The organism is Streptomyces bambusae, from assembly GCF_019400985.1.
GTDB lineage: Bacteria > Actinomycetota > Actinomycetes > Streptomycetales > Streptomycetaceae > Streptomyces > Streptomyces bambusae_A.
On the sequence record NZ_WTFF01000050.1, the window covers coordinates 15,675 to 30,149 of the forward strand.

Annotated in this window: 13 protein-coding genes; 5 read left to right on the plus strand and 8 right to left on the minus strand. The window is 73.3% G+C overall.

Going from position 1 to position 14,475, the window contains the following annotated elements; translation table 11 throughout:
- Window position 1 precedes the first annotated feature (1 nt).
- Complete coding sequence (locus GPJ59_RS10235; RefSeq protein ID WP_219666173.1) at window positions 2–220, plus strand: hypothetical protein; 219 nt, start codon at window positions 2–4, stop codon at window positions 218–220.
- A 952-nt stretch (window positions 221–1,172) separates the two neighbouring features.
- Here GPJ59_RS10235 and GPJ59_RS10240 read toward each other — a convergent pair.
- Window positions 1,173–1,715 (minus strand): cupin domain-containing protein, encoded by a 543-nt coding sequence (locus GPJ59_RS10240; protein WP_308120223.1) that lies wholly within the window; start codon window positions 1,713–1,715, stop codon window positions 1,173–1,175.
- Window positions 1,716–1,866: 151 nt separating this feature from the next.
- Here GPJ59_RS10240 and GPJ59_RS10245 point away from each other — a divergent pair, with 151 nt between their 5' ends.
- Entirely contained in the window at window positions 1,867–2,742 is an 876-nt protein-coding gene (locus GPJ59_RS10245) for a LysR family transcriptional regulator (RefSeq protein ID WP_219666174.1), read from the plus strand.
- 32 nt (window positions 2,743–2,774) lie between these two features.
- On the opposite strand, the gene GPJ59_RS10250 is transcribed toward GPJ59_RS10245, so the two are convergent.
- Window positions 2,775–3,830, minus strand: a complete 1,056-nt coding sequence (locus tag GPJ59_RS10250; protein WP_258024162.1) for a serine hydrolase domain-containing protein — start codon at window positions 3,828–3,830, stop codon at window positions 2,775–2,777.
- Window positions 3,831–4,012: 182 nt separating this feature from the next.
- Here GPJ59_RS10250 and GPJ59_RS10255 point away from each other — a divergent pair, with 182 nt between their 5' ends.
- Entirely contained in the window at window positions 4,013–4,672 is a 660-nt protein-coding gene (locus GPJ59_RS10255) for a TetR/AcrR family transcriptional regulator (RefSeq protein WP_219666176.1), read from the plus strand.
- A 130-nt stretch (window positions 4,673–4,802) separates the two neighbouring features.
- Here GPJ59_RS10255 and GPJ59_RS10260 read toward each other — a convergent pair whose 3' ends face one another.
- The 3 genes from GPJ59_RS10260 to GPJ59_RS10270 all read right to left on the minus strand — a co-directional run bounded on the left by GPJ59_RS10260 (window position 4,803) and on the right by GPJ59_RS10270 (window position 10,468).
- Window positions 4,803–6,335 carry a hypothetical protein gene (locus GPJ59_RS10260; protein WP_219666177.1) on the minus strand — a complete coding sequence of 511 codons (1,533 nt, stop codon included), beginning with the start codon at window positions 6,333–6,335 and terminating at the stop codon, window positions 4,803–4,805.
- 155 nt (window positions 6,336–6,490) lie between these two features.
- The gene (locus tag GPJ59_RS10265) at window positions 6,491–7,327 is read right to left on the minus strand and encodes a hypothetical protein (RefSeq protein ID WP_219666178.1); all 837 of its coding nucleotides are present in this window, start codon (window positions 7,325–7,327) and stop codon (window positions 6,491–6,493) included.
- 114 nt (window positions 7,328–7,441) lie between these two features.
- Window positions 7,442–10,468, minus strand: coding sequence for an NACHT domain-containing protein (locus GPJ59_RS10270; RefSeq protein WP_219666179.1), 3,027 nt, complete (start codon window positions 10,466–10,468; stop codon window positions 7,442–7,444).
- A 376-nt stretch (window positions 10,469–10,844) separates the two neighbouring features.
- Between GPJ59_RS10270 and GPJ59_RS10275 the strand changes: the two genes are divergently transcribed.
- A complete protein-coding gene (locus GPJ59_RS10275; RefSeq protein ID WP_219666180.1) occupies window positions 10,845–11,324 on the plus strand; it encodes a DedA family protein in 480 nt (159 codons plus the stop codon).
- An 81-nt stretch (window positions 11,325–11,405) separates the two neighbouring features.
- On the opposite strand, the gene GPJ59_RS10280 is transcribed toward GPJ59_RS10275, so the two are convergent.
- The 3 genes from GPJ59_RS10280 to GPJ59_RS10290 all read right to left on the minus strand — a co-directional run bounded on the left by GPJ59_RS10280 (window position 11,406) and on the right by GPJ59_RS10290 (window position 12,802).
- Window positions 11,406–11,861 (minus strand): iron chaperone, encoded by a 456-nt coding sequence (locus GPJ59_RS10280; RefSeq protein ID WP_219666181.1) that lies wholly within the window; start codon window positions 11,859–11,861, stop codon window positions 11,406–11,408.
- Window positions 11,862–11,999: 138 nt separating this feature from the next.
- Window positions 12,000–12,449 carry a pyridoxamine 5'-phosphate oxidase family protein gene (locus GPJ59_RS10285; RefSeq protein WP_219666182.1) on the minus strand — a complete coding sequence of 150 codons (450 nt, stop codon included), beginning with the start codon at window positions 12,447–12,449 and terminating at the stop codon, window positions 12,000–12,002.
- The gene (locus tag GPJ59_RS10290) at window positions 12,446–12,802 is read right to left on the minus strand and encodes a VOC family protein (protein ID WP_219666183.1); all 357 of its coding nucleotides are present in this window, start codon (window positions 12,800–12,802) and stop codon (window positions 12,446–12,448) included. The genes GPJ59_RS10285 and GPJ59_RS10290 overlap by 4 nt, the downstream gene beginning before the upstream one ends.
- Window positions 12,803–12,938: 136 nt before the next feature.
- On the opposite strand from GPJ59_RS10290, the gene GPJ59_RS10295 reads away from it, so the two are divergent.
- Window positions 12,939–14,475, plus strand: a 1,537-nt coding sequence (locus tag GPJ59_RS10295) for an ATP-binding protein (RefSeq protein WP_219666184.1), incomplete at its 3' end; no start/stop codon positions are given.

The window sequence follows — 14,475 nt, forward strand, 5'->3', positions numbered from 1 at the left end:
CATGCGCGTTCGACGACTGCTCGGCCTCGCCCTCGCAACCCTGGCCTTCGCAGGAATGAGCGTCGCCGGGTCCGTCGTGGCCGAGGCGGCCGCACCCCAGGTGTCCTGGGCGGACTGCGAGTACGGCGGCGGTTCACCGGTGAAGCACAGCAGCGGTTACTGGTACTGCCAGGGCGGCAGCTACGACGGCCAGCGGATCTACGGCAGCACCGGCTACTGATCACGCGAGAACCGGGTTCGCCGGCTCACCACCGACGACCCGAGGCACTCGTGCGGGCAGCTTCGACATGCCCCCGGCAGGCTCTCTGCGGCACCGTACGGCGAGTCGCTCCTCCAGCGCTCGGACGGTGCGGGCCTGCCCCGTCCCGGGCGGCCCCGTGCTCAGCGGGGGCCGAGGCCCCGCCCACAAGGGCCTCCTGATCAGCCCGTTGGGAACTCGACATTCCCGAGCTGGTCAGGAGACCCCGCCTTCATGCCTGGGCTGCGGCGGGATCACCGATCGGTGATTCCGGCCTCGTCCTGTCCGTTCGGGCGTCGAGGACATGTCCGGTCGTCGCGTCCACGTGGTCTGCGACGACGCGCAGATTCTCGACATCGCGTTCGGCCTCGGCCCCGGTCCGGGCAGGCAGAGGACTGCCCGGACCGGGGAAGCCCACGGGGATCAGTCGCACCGGCCGCACAAGTGTCCGCGGCGCACGGCGGATCGAGGCATGGCCAACACCGGCGCAGGCGCCCACCGGCCGCTGCGTGCGCGGCGCGGCGGCGGACCGTACGGCGACTGCCAGGCCGGCCGCCCGGTTCGACCCGAGCCGCCTACGGCGCGGCCGGCTTTCGCCCGCGAGCGCCCCGCGGCGCAGCTGTGGCAACGGCAGGGAACGTTCAGCAGGGAGGTGGGCATGACCACCCGGTTCTTGGACACAGAGATACACCGGTTCCAGTGAGTAGACCGCAGCGAAAAGGAGCACGCCGCACACGGGCGACGCGCGACGGATCAGCGCTCGGGGAGTCTCACTCGGTGTACAACGGCATGTCCTTCACAGGTGACTGCGGGTGGGAGCACGGTGCACGGTAATGGCACAAGGGAGTGCAGCTCCACCGGTTTTCGGACGGGGGAGCGGGGTCTCGAGGGCCACGCCACGCCGCTGGGCGTGCCGCCCCGGGGCATGCGCCCGTCACCTTGCCGGTGCGGTGGCCGTGCGGTCGTCGGCGGTGGTCCCGGCGGTGGTCCCTGCCGCGGTCCCTGCGGCGAAGTGAACGTCGTAGCGGTGCTGTTCGTCGAGCAGGACGTCGAAGGGCTCCTCACCCCGCCGGACCCGTCCCAGGGCCCGGAAGTATCCGAAGCGGTCGACACCCGGAGTGAGGAGCACGAGCAGCTCCGCCCCCTGCCGCGGGACGGCCCCGAAGGCGTGGACGATGCCGGGCGGGACCACTACGAGGCCACCCGCACCCACGGTCTCGGCCCGGTCTCCGTCGGCGCCGGACAACAGGAACCGGGCGGCGCCGGCCACGACGTAGAACACCTCGGTCGACCGGGTGTGGTGGTGGGGGCCCGCGCCATCGGCCCCGGCGGCCAGCTTCAGCAGGTTGACGCCCACCGCGCCGGCGGTGTCGGCGGCGTCGGCGAGCAACCGGATGCCGGCGCCGTCGGGCAGTTCGATGTGCTCGGCCTCCTCGGGCCGTACGACGAACGGGTTCAACGGGTGCAACGGGTTCACGGTCGCTCCTCCTCGAGCACGACGGCTGTGCTCCCATTCGACTCCGGGAACAACCGGCGGACCAGAACCGGTTGAGGATCACAGCCATCTCGAATCGAGATGGCCTGGCGGGAGGGGCCGGCGAGGCGCCGTCACACCGGGGAGCGTGAGGGTGGAACTGCGACAGCTCAGGTACTTCGTCGCGGTTGCCGAGAAGGGCGGCTTCGGTCGCGCGGCCGACAGCCTGGGCATCGTGCAGTCCGCTGTCAGCACCCAGGTGAGGCGCCTGGAGCGGCAGCTCGGAGTGGTGCTGTTCGACCGGGGCACGCGACGCACCGTTCTGACGGGCCCGGGTGAGGCCCTGCTGCCTCAGGCCCGGGCCGTACTGGAGGCAGCCCACCGCACCCGGACGCTGGCCGCCGAACTCGCCGACGGGTCCGCCGGCCTGCTGAGGCTGGGCCCCGTCCGGGGCCCGGGCGAGCGGACGAACCAGCTGCTCCACCGCCTCGCGGACGGCACCGGGGCCTTCCGCGTCGTCCTGCGCCACCTCCCGGCGGCGCAGCGGCTGCGGTGCCTGCGCGACGGCGAACTCGACGCCGCCTTCGTGCGCGGCGAGCCGACCGTCCCGCCCGGCATCAGCCTCCTGGAGGCCTGGCAGGACCCGTTGTACGCCGCCGTGCCGGCCGGTCACCCCTTGGCCGCCCGCCCCGCCCTGATCCTGGCAGAACTCACGGAACTGCCGCTCCGGCTCGTGGAACGGCCGGCGAACCCGCCGTTCCACGACCTCGTCACCGCCATGTTCCGCGCGGCCGGAATCCCGCGGCCACTGCTGGGCCCCCGCTTCACGACGCTGCCCGAGACCCTCGCGGCGATCGCCTCGGCGCGCGAGCCGTCATGGACCCTCTTCTACGAGGTGACCGGCCTGCCCGACTTCCCCGGCATCGCGGTACGCCCCCTCGCGGGCCCCACGCTCCCCACCTGGCTCGCGGTCCCCGAAGGCCCGCCCGCCCCGGCCCTGCGCAGGCTGCTGACGGCTCTGGCGGAGTAGCGAACGCCCGGGAATCGGGGGACATGCGACGGTCAGCCGTACATCGCCACGCGGAACAGCGCCGCCAGCGCGTCGTCGATGGGATGGGGTTGCGGCCTGCCGGAGGAGTCGAGCCTGTTCCACCTCTGCATGTTCACCGCGACCGCCATCTGCCGCTCGCCGTCGGCACGGGTCATGGCCAGTGCTCCGCCGCCCCAGACCGTGCCGCCGTGCCCCCAGAAGGTGGCCTGGCCGGGTGCCTCCATCGGGTACAGGCCGAGGCCGTAGTCGATCGTCTTCCCCTCCTGGGAGACGACCTGGACGGTGCGCTGCATCTGCTCGAGCGACGACGGGCTGACGATCTCCCCGGCCAGCAGCATGCCGTAGAAGCGGTTGACGTCGGCCACGGTCGATATCAGCGAGGCCGACGGCCCCACCCATGACATGTCGTAGACGCTGTAGTCGCGCGGCGGGTCGATCATGCCGAACCATGCCTCGTAGAGCTGCGACTGCGGCCCGTCGAACGTCGGCCCGGAGGGGAATCCGGTGTCCCGCAGGCCGGCGCGCTCGATGACGTTCCGGGTGATGTACTGCTCGGCCGCGGTGCCGGTCACCTTGTTCAGGAGTTGGACGAGGAGCAGGTAGTGGGTGTTGGAGTACAGCCCCGGAGTGCCGCCCGGGGTGCCGACGGGGGGTGCGGTGACCCCCATCTCGATCAGGTCGAGATGGTCGAACCGCGTGAACCGGTGGTGGTCCAGGCTCTCGGGTCGGGTCTCCGCGAGGGCGGGGAACGCCTTCAAGGACGGGAAGGCGTACGGGAAGTACTCGGCGAGGCCGCTGGTGTGGTTGATCAGCATCCGAACTGTGATCGCGTCACCGCGCACCCCGGGAACCAGCTTCGGAAGGTACCGGCCGATCGGTGCGTCGAGCCCGATCCGACCGGCCTCGACCTGCTGCAGGACCGCTGCCGCGGTGAAGGTCTTGGTGATGCTGCCGACCCGGTGCCGCATGTCGGCGGTGACGGGGCGGCCGGTGGTGACGTCGGCGACCCCGGCGGCGCCGCGCCAGACCTGGTCGCCGTCCCGTACCTCCGCGAACAGGCCCGGCATCCCGGCCCGGTGGACGTTCTCGAGGGCGGCGTCCAGCGCCGTTAAGTCCAGTGAGTTGCTCACGACTTGCGTCCTTTCGCACGACTCGGGGTGGGCGCCGCGCGGCGCCCATGTCCTCATTATGCACGCGGTGCGTGCAACACCAAGTGCACAGCTAGACTGAGTTCGACGAGAGGGGCGGCATGACAGGCCGAAGGCGTTGGTCGACCGACGAGATCCTGGACGCGGCTGCGGAGTTGCTGCGCACGAGCGACGCGGAGTCGTTCAGCGTGCGCAAGCTCGCCGCGACCCTCGGGACCGATTCCTCCAGCCTCTACCGGCACTTCCGCAGCAAGACGGAACTGCTGCGCGCGGTCGCCGACCGGATCCTCCTGGCCTCCATGGACGGCTACCGCGCCGAGGGCGACTGGAAACAGCGCATCACCACCCTGGCCCTGCGCATGCGAGAGGCCTTCGGCGAGCAGCCCGAACTGGCCGCGGTCTGGGGGCGGTACGCGTCAGGCGGCGCCGGTTCCCGGCTGGTCATGGAGGAGGTGCTGCAGGCCCTGCGCGCGTCGGGCCTGCCCGACGAGGAGATCCCGGCGCGCTACCACCGGCTCGCCGTCCTCATCGCCGCGCTGATCGCCTCCGAGGCCGGAGTCAGCACCATCACCCCGGAGGAGTACGAACAGGGCATGGAGCTGTTCCGCGTCGCGGTGCTCGGCGCCGACCCCGTACGCTTCCCCGCCCTGGCCCACTTCGCCCGCGAGGTCCGCCCCCTCGGGGCGGACCGCCGCGCCGCATTCGAGGAGATCCTCGCGGCCCACCTCGCCCACGTCGAAGCCGCAACCGGCTCACGTTAGCCGACCGGCTCGGGGCTGTCGGCACACGACGTGCGTCGTGCACGCCACGCGGCGCACGGCGTCACCGACCCCACCGCACCGCCCTGTGTCATCCGCCGTGTGTCGTCCGGCCTGTGTCATCCGGCCTGTGTCATCCGGACTTCAGACGGCGGATCATCTCCTCGCTCAACCGCCCCTGCAGTGCAGCCAGTTGCTCATTGGTGTACTGCGTGAGATCGCCCCCGCCCGGGGGGCCCTTCGCGCTCTGCTCCTGTTGCTTCTGCTGCTCCCGGCGCCGGAGTTCCTGTTCCTCCGGGGATCCGGGTGCCGCGTACGCGCACCGGATGAGCGCTCCGTCGGCGGCCTTCAGGCAGGTCGCCTCGCGGCCGGCGACCTGGCCCCGCCCTTCCACCCGGTAGCGGATGTTCTGCTCGCTGCCGATGGTGGCCGTCCACGTGCTGCCTCCCGTGGGTACAACCTCGAAGACCTCGTCGTCGTTGTAGCAGCAGACGTCCCGGTACTCGGCCTTGATGAGGGCGACGAGCGCCTTCGGGGAGGACCACGTCGGGTCGAGGCGGTGCACGGTCATCGGCGCGAGCCCACCTCCCCGGTGGCGGGTGGGTATGGCCGACACGGCCACGACCGAACTGGCCTCGCCCTGCGGGGTGAGCGGGGTGACGTATGCGCTGGCCCCGCCTCCGTGCTGGTGCCGCAGGGTGAACTCGGACTCGTTGCCCTCGTTGGCGCCGTCCTCGGAGGCGTCCCATCCGCTGCGCTCGAACCACCAGTCGCTGAAGCCGCCCACCGCGGCCGTGCCCTCCCGCTGCCGGGCCGCCAGGCTGATCGGATAGGACGGTCCGGGGACCGCGGACGTGTCGGTGGTGACCGTGAGCTTGCCGGTCCGCCCGTCGTAGAGCGCGACCCCGGCGGGACGTTCGGTCACCACGAGGAGCCCTGTCTGCCGCTTGAGGGGGACGACCACCACCGGTGTGCTGCCCGAGCAGGTCACGTAGGCGTCGTCGGCCTCGAAGCGGACCCAGCGCTTGACCGCCGATATCTTCCGGCCCAGGTTGTGGGAGAACCAGCCGCCGATCCGGGCGTCGGCGACCGACACGTCGAAGGCACAGCGCTCCTGGCCGCGGCTGCCCCCGCCGAGCGGGATGTCCTGCACGAGGCCGACCTCGTAACCGGCCAGCAAGCCTCGCCGTTCCACGAGGGTGGCGAACCGGTCCGCGTCGGGCAGGTAGGTGATGTCGGCGATCTCGCCAGTGACATCACCGAGGTTCGGGGCGGCCTGCGCCTTGCCCACCACGTACGGCGCACGGGGCGTCAGCGGGGGCACCGGCTCGCTCACCACCCGTGCGGTGGCCATGTACGCCCGGTCCTGGAGGTACGCGCCGTACACCAGCCAGCCCACGGTGAGACCCAGCCCGACGACGACGCCCAGGCAGCCGAGAGTGACGGCCGCGTTCCCGGCGTTCCCGGATTGTCCGGCCCGGCGGCGCAGCCACCACACCAGCAGGCACACCACTGCGGTGCCTGCCGCGGCCAGCAGGGGCAGCGCGAACCAGGCGAAGATCTTCCGCAGTTCCCACACCAGAATCGTCGTGTAGTACGAGGCGTACCAGAACACGAACCCGGCCACGCCGAGCCAGAGCCCTCCGCGCAGTACCCGACCGCCCATCAGCGTCCCCCTCCGCCGCGTCCCGGTCCGTTCGATTCTGCACCTCCGGCAGGGCGGTGTCAGCGGATCGGCGACACGGCAGCCGGCAGGCCGGCAGGCCGAGCCGGCCTGCCGGCAGAAGAGCCTCACCGGCCACCGCGCCGGCCCGGCCCTCCTCAGCCCGGGTAGGTGATCGAGCCCAGCGGCGGGCAGGGGATGAGCACGGTGCCGGCGCCGGGGCGTTCGACGAAGGCCCGCGCCTCGGCGGCTTGCTGACGCCGGGACTCCAGATCGTCTGCGTACCAGGCGTCGCGCCTGGCCCGGTCGTAGTCCCACGAGTCGTCGATGAGACTGAGGCTGATATTGCCGGAGCTGCGCTGGAACTCCGCCTTCACGGCGGCCTGCTGGAGTGCGGTCTGGACCGCGGCGAGATCGATGCGGGTGATCAGGACGCCGAGGGTGTTCGGTTCGCGGGTCGGCATGGGGGCCTGCGGGAGCAGCGACACCCCGGTGTCGAGGCGGCCGATGTTGTCGACGCTCGCTTGCTGGGCGTCCCTCGACATGGTCTGCATCTCCTGGTGCAGCCAGAAGAACTCGTCGAGGTCCGCCTGGGTGATGCGCATCCGCTCGTACAGGGCCCGGAATCGGGGATCGTGGTGCAGCGGACGTATGGGGGCGGCGTGGAGCGCCACGCAGTCGTTGAAGCCGGCTGCCACCGCGGCGTCGAGGTGGAAGATGCCCTGGTCCGCCTGCCCACGCGCGACGGCCAGGCCGCCGAGACCCGCGTGGCCCGCGGCGACGAGCCACGTGCCGTCGGGGCCGAGCGCCGCGGCGCGCGCGATGACGTCGTGGAGAGCCGTGACGGCGTCGACGCCCTGCGGAGCGCCGAGGAAGTCACCCGCCGGCGAGGAGGAGACGTCCTGCTCCGGCACCACGGCACCGGGACCATGGGTCAGGAGCGCCACCACCACTGCGTGGAGCCGGGTAGCCAGCGAGTTGACGGTGTCGGCCATGGATCTCCTCGGACCTCGGTGGTGAACAGCGAAAGGGGGGTTGAGACTTCACCCCGGCAGGGTAAGCCCCGACCCGGCCCAGCGCCCCGCCGCCATCGGCCTGCTCGCCCTCTGCTACCGGCTCGGCGGCGCCTTCGGCCCGGCACTCGCCGTGGTGTTCCTGGGCCGAGCGGTGAACCGGGCCAGTGCGGCGCGGGCCAGGTCCTGGGAGGCGCGGACGGCGCGGCGCAGGGCCTCGGTGCGCCCGTCGGGGTCCGTGGTCCGCAGGACCGTCGAGTACGAGACCGAGACGACCAGGTTGTCGACGCGGACGTGGGTCTGGGCTTCCGGGAAGAAGTCGGGGTCGAGGAGCACCGTCACGGCCTGGTCGCCGAGCCCGGCGAGGGTCACGGTGTTCTCCGTGCGGGCACCGGACCGTTCGGGCGTACGGTCGAACTGCCTCCGCGCCCGCCCGGTGGCGGACTGCAGGGCGCCCGCGTGGTAGACCGCGGTCTCGATCCTGACGGAGCCCAGCTCCGGATCGGCTCCCCCGCCCGACTCCGGCTCCCACTGGCACCGGTACAGGTCGGCGTAGTCGTGGAGGAAGCGGGAGGGCTCCGCTTCGCGGCGGTACGGGCCGGGCAGGACGGCGGCCACCTCGGCCGGGGTGAGCAGCCCACAGGCGGGGACGCCTGCGCGCACCGCGCCCTCCGGGGGCGTGAGGGCGAGGCCGGAGAGCAGGACGGCCCAGAACCCCGCGAGGAACGCGGCGCTCATGACCGGCCGGTAGCGGCGCCCGGGCGTCCGGCGGGGGCGCGCCCGGGGGAGCGGGACCGGCCCGCCGCCGGCCGAGGCGGAGGCGAGCCGCTCCTGCATCCGCAGGTGGCGGAACTGGTACGCGTACCCCGACTGCCGCAGCACGCCGAGCCGGTGCGCCTCGTCCAGGAACGGGAACAGCCGCCACGGCAGCAGGCCGCTGAGCCACATCCCGGTGCGGCCCACGGCGAACCCGCTCCAGGCCGCCGCGCCCGCCCCCGCCACCAGCAAGGCGGCCACGACGACGCCCGCGGTCACCCCCCAGTCGCCGGGCCCCGGGGGCTCGTCCCAGGACTCCGTCGAGGTCGACCAGAGCAGGAGCAGCGGGAGCGCCAGCAGGTAGGCCACGTGCCGCACCGCCGCTCCCGCACCGCCCAGGTGGACCAGGCCCAGCGACAGCAGCCCGGCCGTGCGGTCCGCCCGGACCGTGCGGGCCGGGTCGCCGGGCCCGGCTCCCGGCCTGAGCCGGAACAGGTCCCACGGGCTCGCGTCGGGATCGGCGGGGGTTCCGGCGCGGGGGTCGCGCGCCGCGATCCGGCGCCTCCACCGCTCCAGGAGGACCGTCAGCACGACGAAGCCGGCCGTCACTGCGGCGAAGGCGAGGAGGGACGCCTCGACGGCCATCGGCAGGACCGCGTACGCGACGGCCAGCAGCAACAGCACCAGCGTGAGGACGTCACCGGCGTTCCGGGGCCGCGGCAGGTACCGGGGCACCGCCACGGCCGCCGGGGCGCTGACCGCCACGTCCGCGACCGCCAGCAGGCCCAGCGCCGCGTACGGCGCCCAGACCGGCAGGCCGATCCCGAACGGCAGCCGGTAGCCGTGCAGGAGCCAGGACATGAGCCAGGTGGTGGCGCCCAGGGCCAGGACGGCGGCGGTCACCCGCACCACCCGGGTGGCGCCGGGGGCCAGCTCCCACCAGGCCAGGTCGTGGGTGGCGGCGGCCTCCAGCCGCCGGGCGAGGAACCGCAGCCAGCGCTCGGAGTCGTCCGGCCGGTCCGTGGTCTGCGGGACGGCAGCGTCCAGCAGATGGTCCTCGACCGAGGCCCGGCCGCCCGCCAGCAGGGCCGGGTCGAGCAGCTCCGCCGGATCGCGTCCGGTGTCGCCGTACGCCGCACGGGCCAGCGAGACCATCAGAGGGGTCGACAGCGCCCCGCGCAGCTCCCGCGCGCCGGTGTCGTCCGGGTCACGGAGGCGGGTGAGGACGGGATCCCACTTGGTGACGGTGCGCCCGTCGGTCACCGTACCGCGGACGCTGTGGCGCAGGTGGTCGGTCACCTCCGCCAGGGTGAGGGGCTCCAGGCGGACGGCCGCCGCCCCGGGCAGCACCGCGTCGGCCGCGACGACGGCCGCCTCGTACTCGGCGACCCGGCTCGTCAGCACGAACGGGTCGCGTTCCCCGAGCGAGGCGCGCAGCGCCCGTAACGCCGCCGGCCGGGCCTCGGGGCGCAGCTCGTCGAAGCCGTCGAGGACGGGCAGGAGCCGGCCGGCGCGCAGGAGTTCGACGGCGACGGTGTCGCCGGAGACGGTCCGGGCGGCGAGCAGCGGGTGGTCGGCGGCGAGCCGGGCGGCGGCCCACGAGGTGACGTCGTGGGTCCGTGGGTCCCAGGACGCGAGCGGCAGCAGGACGGGCACCCGCTCGCCCCGGGCAGGCTCGCGGACCCGGTCCAGCGCGAAGCGGGCGGCGAGCACCGACTTGCCGGAGCCCGCGTCGCCGAGGAGGAGCAGCCGGCCGGAGGGCACCCGGCGGTAGACCTCGCCCAGTTCGCCGAACCGTCCGCCCAGGTCCAGCGGGCGGCCCTCGCCCCCGTGCGTCCCGAGCACGACGGGCCAGTGGTCGGCGTACGCGTCGGCGTTGACCCAGCGCACCGGGAGGGGCCGGGGATGCTGGAGCCGGCGCAGCCGGTTCTCACGCTCCCACCGGTCGACGAGGTCCCGGCGCAACTGCGTGAGCGCACCGTCGAGTTGCCGCTGCAGCCGCTGGGCGACCCGCGGGTCGGTCCGTAACCGGGCGCGGCGCCACTGCCGTACGGCGGGCCGGAGCAGCCGCGTGGCCAGGGCTCCGAGCGCGGCGGTGGCGAGCAGGTAGCCGCCGGTGGCCGGGCCCCGGTCGAAGAACAGCCCGGACAGGACCGTCAGGACCAGCAGGGCCAGGCAGACCACGGCCGATTGGCCCCGCACCTGCCAGGCACCGCGTACGGGTTCCCCTACGGGCTCCGGCGCCGCCCCGGCGACGTGGATGTTCCCGCCCGCCATGTACACGTTCGCATACCCGGACGCCGTGGCGCTCTGCCGGATGACCGACGCCCCCTCCTCACCGGACACCTCACGCCCGGGACCCGCCATCCCCAACTCCCCTCGCGCACCGGCCGGGTGCACCTTCGAGTGTAGGGGCGCCACCGGCTCGAAGGCGGCCGCTCGATCCCGGCCGGCAGGCCGGCCCACCGGCGACAAAATGGATGTTTCGGTGGGTTTCCGGCGTGGCCGGATCCCCGGACAGGGGGCGATGAGCGCGCCCTGTACCCCGTATGCGCATCCGGTTAGGCTTACCTTGCTAGATGTGTCGGCGTGCAGGGTCGGATTCGGTACGGAACGGGTAGAGGCAGGGCGCAGGTGAAAGACGGTGACCAGGCTTGTGCGCATCGTGCGCCCGCTGGGGCGGTACGCGCACGGTGGGTGACGGGCGTCCCGGGGGCAGGCCCGGAGCTCGGGACGAGGCGTCGTGGGTAGTGTCGCGCTGGCGGCCGGAGCCCTCTATGTCATCGTCCTGCTCCGCGCCGGAGGGACGTTCGCCGTCGGGTGGCTCGCCGGCGCCGGGGCCCGGCGCAGCAGGTTCGCCGGACGGATCTCCTCGGCGAAGCTGCTGCGCGCCGAGCGGGCGATCCAGCGGTGGGGCGCGCCGGTGGTGGCCGTTTCCTTCCTGACCGTCGGTTTCCAGACCGCCGCCAACTTCCTCGCGGGCAGCATGCGCATGCCGTTGCCGCGATACCTCCCCGCCCTGTTCGCGGGCGGGGCGGTCTGGGCGCTGATCTACGCGACCGCGGGGCTGGGAGTGCTCGACGTGCTGGGAAGGCTCTTCGCCGAGCGGGCGGCCCTCGGGGTGTCCGCCGTGGCTGTCCTTCTCCTCGCGGCGTGCGGGGTGGTGGTGTTCCGCAGGAGAAGGTCTCTGTCCGCCGGTGACACCGTGGCCGAGGAATCGTGAGCCCCGTCCCCGCGAGGGCGGGTGCCGCGGAGAGCGGGATGAACGCGCGGCCTTCCTCGGCCGCCCGCCCACCGGTTCGCCTCAGCGCACCGCCTGCTCCACCAGTGCGGCGATCCGCGCCTCCACCTCGGCCGTCACCTCGGTCAGGGCGAAGCCGGCCGCCCACATCGGACCGTCGTCCAGCTTCGCCTGATCGCTGAACCCGAGCGTCGCGTAGCGCGCCTTGAACTTCTCCGCGCTCTGGAAGAAGCAGACGATCTTGTCGTTCAGGGCGTAGGCGGGCATCCCGTACCAGAGCTTCGGCGCGAGGGCCGGAGCGGTGGCGGTGACGACGGCATGGACGCGCTCGGCCATGGTCCGGTCCGTGCCCTGCATCTCGGCGATCTTCGCGAGCACGTCCTGTTCCGCCTGCGCCGCCTTCTGCGCCTTCGAGCCGCGGCGCGCCGCCGCCTTCTTGAGTTCGCGCGCGTGGTCCTTCATCGCGGCCCGCTCCTCGGCCGTGAATCCCTGGTGCGTGCTGACGTCGGTGCTGCTCATGGTGGATCTCCCTTGAGGATCTGGATGTGTGGATGGTGATGGTGAGAAGGGGCCGTCCGGCCCCCTGTCCGGGCCGTGTCCCGGCCCCCGGCCCGTGAGGGCGTGGCCCCCGGCCGTCCGGCGGGACCGGGCCCGGCGTCAGGCCAGCCAGCGCCCCTCGCGCATCAGCTCGCGGCCGGCCAGCTCGTTCTCCTCCCGCCAGGCCTGGACGCGGCGCGGAGTGATGCGGAACCAGCGGTACGAGGTGAGGGAGCGCGGGTCGAAGCCGGTGCGTGCGGCGAACCGGTCGCCCAGGTGCGGTGGCAGCGCGTCGATGTCGAGGACCTCGACATCGCCCTCGATCATGACGACGTCGCGGGTGTGGCCGAGGGCGAGCCGGGCGGTCCGGGTGGCGGCCAGGTTCCGGCCGGTGGGGCTTCGTACCGGGGTGGCCGCCAGGAGCGCCTCGCCGTCCCAGTCGAAGGACAGCGGCACCAGATGGGGCACGCCGTGCGCCGAGGCACTGGCCAGCCAGACGTCGATGTCGTGGGTGAGCCGGTGCTCGGTGTCGCGGCGGCGCTGTGCGCGGGAGCGGGGTCCGTCGCTCATCGGTCCTGCACCAGCCCGAGGAGGTTGCCGTCGGGGTCGATGACGGTGGCCACCAGGCGGCCGCCGCCGACGTCGTGCGCGCCCTCCTTGACGGTGGCGCCCGCGGCGGTCACTTCGGCGAGCTTCGCCTCGATGTCCGAGACGTGCCAGTAGGCCAACGACGTGGTCAGGCCCTGCGGTCCGCCGCCCGGGAGGAGGCCGATGTGCTGGCCCGCGGCCTCGAAGCCGACGTAGTGGGGCCCGTCGGTCTGCGGCGCGACACCGAGCAGCGCGGCGTACACCGCCTTGGCCTGGGCGAGGTCGGACACGGGATGCAGCACGGTCTTGATCCCCTGGGTGGAAGAGCTGGTCACGGTCACTCCTGTCGTCGTGGGTCCCGATCGGCCCGGTGAGGTGTACCGGGCTCGTTCCCTGTGATCACAGCTTCCCCCGGCCGGGGTACGGGGCGCCTCCGTGCTGACCACGGAAAGCACTACGGATAATGACCCGGTGTCCACTCCAGTGATCTCTGCTCGGGAAGCCGATGTGCTCGCTCTGCTCGGGGAGCACCTGAGCAACGCGGAGATAGCCGCGCGGCTGTTCATCTCCGTACGGACGGTCGAATCGCATGTCTCCTCACTGCTGCGGAAGTTGGAGGTGCCGGACCGGCGGGCACTGTCCCGGCGGGCGCCCGGACCGACGCCCGCCGGGCAGGCACGCCCGGCACCCGCGCTTCCGGCACCGCTGACGGCGTTCGTCGGCCGGACACGGGAACGCGGGGAGCTCGCAACAGCAGTGACGGAGCGTCGGCTGGTGACCGCCGTCGGTCTGGGCGGGGTGGGCAAGACGCGGCTCGCGCTGGCGGTGGCGGCCGACGTGGCGGGCGACTTCGCCGACGGGGTTTGCTTCGTCGACCTGGTCCCGGTCGCCGATCCGGGGCGGGTGGGCGCGGCCGTCGCGGCGGCCATGGGCGTGGGCGAGCAGCCCGGGCGAGGCATCGACGACGCGCTGGTGGCCGCATTGGCGGACCGTCAGGCTCTGCTGGTACTGGACAACTGCGAACAGGTGCGCGACGGGGTGGCGCCCTTCCTGGAACGGCTGCTCGTGTCCTGCCCGGGGATACGGGTGCTCGCCACCAGCCGGGCCCGGCTGATGGTGCCGTTCGAGTGGGTCTTCCCGGTCCCGCCGCTGTCGCGCGTCGGCGGCGGCGAGTCGGAGGCGGTGGCCCTGTTCCGGGAGCGGGCGGCGGCGGTCGGCAGGGCTCCGGCCCCGGCGGAACGCGACCGGATCGCGGCCCTGTGCGAACGGCTCGACGGCATGGCGCTGGCCATCGAACTGGCGGCGGCGCGGTGGTCCACGCTCGGTCTGGACGGCCTGGCGGCCGGCCTCGGCGACCAGCTCCGGATCCTCGCCGGCGGCCCCCGTGCCGACGGCAGGCACCGGTCGGTGCGGGCCGTCCTCGACTGGAGCCACGACCTGCTCGAGCCGCAGGACCGGGCACTGCTGCGGCGGGTGTCGGCGTTCGTCGCTCCGTTCACCGCCGAGGCGGCCGCCGAGGTGGCCGGATTTGCCCCGCTGGAGGCGGCCGCGGTCACCGACGGGCTCGGCAGGCTCGCCGAGCAGAGCCTGCTCGCCGTGACACCGTCCGACACCGGCACCCGCTACCAGGCGCTGGAGACCCTCCGCCAGTACGGCACGGAGCGGCTCGCCGACGCCGGTGAGCTCGACGATGTCCGGTCGCGCCACCTGGCTTGGTGCCTGACCGGTGCGGCCGGCCTCCGGGAAGGCGGCGGCCCGCACTGGCGAGCCCGGTTCGACGCGGTCGCAGAGGACCTGCGGGCCGCCTTGGCCTGGGCCGCGGGCCGGCCGGAGCAGCGCGCGGACGCGTGCCGTCTCGCCCTGTCCATGGCCGAGCTGGCCTTCACCCGCAACCTGCTGGGCGAGGCCCAACAGCGCTACGAGCAGGCGGCCGTGCTCGCTGCCGGTCCCGACGCCGCCGCCGCATTGCGGCAGGCCGCCGGGGTGGCCGGGTGCCGCAGGCTCGGCG

Excerpts from the sequence above, each read along its gene's own strand:
- GPJ59_RS10235 (WP_219666173.1), top strand. The coding sequence starts at position 2 with ATGCGCGTTCGACGACTGCTCGGCCTCGCCCTCGCAACCCTGGCCTTC.
- GPJ59_RS10255 (WP_219666176.1), top strand. The coding sequence starts at position 4,013 with ATGACAGGCCGAAGGCGTTGGTCGACCGACGAGATCCTGGACGCGGCT.
- GPJ59_RS10260 (WP_219666177.1), bottom strand. The coding sequence starts at position 6,335 with ATGGGCGGTCGGGTACTGCGCGGAGGGCTCTGGCTCGGCGTGGCCGGG.
- GPJ59_RS10280 (WP_219666181.1), bottom strand. The coding sequence starts at position 11,861 with ATGAGCAGCACCGACGTCAGCACGCACCAGGGATTCACGGCCGAGGAG.
- GPJ59_RS10265 (WP_219666178.1), bottom strand. The coding sequence starts at position 7,327 with ATGGCCGACACCGTCAACTCGCTGGCTACCCGGCTCCACGCAGTGGTG.
- GPJ59_RS10270 (WP_219666179.1), bottom strand. The coding sequence starts at position 10,468 with ATGGCGGGTCCCGGGCGTGAGGTGTCCGGTGAGGAGGGGGCGTCGGTC.
- GPJ59_RS10285 (WP_219666182.1), bottom strand. The coding sequence starts at position 12,449 with ATGAGCGACGGACCCCGCTCCCGCGCACAGCGCCGCCGCGACACCGAG.
- GPJ59_RS10250 (WP_258024162.1), bottom strand. The coding sequence starts at position 3,830 with ATGCCGGGCCTGTTCGCGGAGGTACGGGACGGCGACCAGGTCTGGCGC.